Annotated in this window: 1 protein-coding gene and 2 pseudogenes; all 3 read right to left on the bottom strand. The window is 35.0% G+C overall.

The window, feature by feature from the left end; genetic code table 11:
• Positions 1–133, bottom strand: a pseudogene (locus ACFIKE_RS10025) (tRNA (adenosine(37)-N6)-threonylcarbamoyltransferase complex dimerization subunit type 1 TsaB); the annotation flags it as partial.
• A gap of 547 nt (positions 134–680) precedes the next feature.
• On the bottom strand, positions 681–1,709 hold the full coding sequence (locus ACFIKE_RS10020; RefSeq protein WP_375649691.1) for a YeiH family protein: 1,029 nt from the start codon (positions 1,707–1,709) through the stop codon (positions 681–683).
• 49 nt (positions 1,710–1,758) lie between these two features.
• A pseudogene (locus ACFIKE_RS10015) lies at positions 1,759–1,841 on the bottom strand (recombination protein RecR); the annotation flags it as partial.

Genomic DNA, 1,841 nt, shown 5'->3' with positions numbered 1-1,841 from the left:
GTGTAATCTGCCCAATAAGTTTTTCAGCATGTCCTTTGTTCATGCGCTCATTGATACGCGCAATAACAGATTTATGACGAATAAGCGCAACAGCGCAATAGATTGAAGCAGTGTCTATGGCAAGGATAAGCATAAAAATATTGTAGTTGAATAATATGATAAACAAAAGGCCTGCTGTATTTTTTTACTATTTTTTATTTTATTGTACATTTTGCAATAGTTAAAGTCACTTATAAAACAAATAGATAACACTGTTTTTTGAAGTTTTTTATTATGTCTAGTCAATATTTAATATTCTTTTCCTTATTGAATGCGGGAGAGATTTAATTTTCATTATGCTTTGTTGTATAACAGAGTAAATAACAATCATTTGAAGGGAAGAAATCGTGAGATCACATTTGTTTTTCCCAATAAGAGCACATTCCTTAGCTTTTTGTAAAAACTTGATTTTGATTAGATTAGAGTTTTTAACGAATGATGTATTTCAGTATATGATACTCAGTTTTAAGCTATTTGATAGCTTTCTGCACTATATTAAAGCGCATTCAATTTTTTGTATAGAATGATAGCGAATTTTTTGAAATTTTAGCCTAGTTTGGTGAAAGGCTACCCCAATACTAGCAAATATTGGGATTTATTGTGTACTATATTGAAAAAATCAAGAGTATTTAAGGGCTATTTCAAAATATTATCTGATTTAAATCGATTAATTTTATCATGATCAAACTACAAGCTCCAAGGGTGAGTATGGAGCAGGTTGAAGCTAAGATAACACGCCATCCTGCTTTTTTCAATGAGCGAATATCAACGCCTAATCCTAATGCTGCCATTGAAATGATGGTCAATAACTGAGCAATTAGTTTGATGGGATTAAGTGCTTTTTCAGGGATAAGACCACTTGAGCGAACAAGCATCATAAGAATAAAGCCAATAATAAACCATGGGACAAGGGTGTGTAGACGCAGGCGTGTTTGTGCTGATCGACGATAGATGATGGATAGGATAAAAATAACAGGGCCTAACATGAGAACACGTACTAATTTGACAATTGTTGCAATTTGAACGCTCACGAAAGATATTGGCGCTGTTGCTGCTAAGACCTGTGGTACGGCATAAACTACCATGCCAGCAAGCACACCATATTGACTAAATGACAAGTTCAAAAATAGATATAAAAAAGGGAGAAGTAAAATAATAACAACTCCTAAAAGAGCAGTAAAAGCAATTGATGCAGCTACTTCTTCGTGTTTTGCTTTAATGACGGGTGCAACGGCAACAATGGCTGAGTTACCACAAATAGCATTTCCGCAAGCAACGAGCATTGCTAAATGTTTAGAGAGCCCGCAGATTCGACCAATGGCAAAGCTCAGGATAATCGTTACGAATATAACGAATATGATGCTAGAAAGTAAATTCCAACCGGCTGAAAGCACTGCGTTAATGCTAATGCTTGCTCCTAGAAGTACGATAGCAATTTCAAGAAGTGTTTTGGCACAAAAAGTTATACCTTTTTGAAAATATGTTTGCAAAGTAAAACAACTACGGGTAACAGATCCTAAAAGAATTGCCAAAACAAGGCTTTCAAGCCACGCTTGCCTAAAAAGCTGCTTTTCCACGACTTCTAAACCATACGCTAAGACTGATATGAATAAACATACTAAAATACCAGGACCAAGGTCGTTTAAAAATGAGAACTTTTTCTTTAGCATTTGGATATTCCCCCGTCATTAAAGAGCTAAAAGTAAAGAGGAAAAAGTTTTAAAAATTTGTTCGTGCTTGTACAGCTGCTGCTAAAGTTCCATCATCAAGATAATCAAGTTCGCCTCCTACAGGAACACCAT

Source organism: Bartonella sp. MU70NMGDW (genome assembly GCF_042194085.1).
Classification (GTDB): domain Bacteria; phylum Pseudomonadota; class Alphaproteobacteria; order Rhizobiales; family Rhizobiaceae; genus Bartonella; species Bartonella grahamii.
This window is presented reverse-complemented; position numbering and strand designations above follow the sequence as displayed.

Excerpts from the sequence above, each read along its gene's own strand:
- ACFIKE_RS10020 (WP_375649691.1), bottom strand. The coding sequence starts at position 1,709 with ATGCTAAAGAAAAAGTTCTCATTTTTAAACGACCTTGGTCCTGGTATT.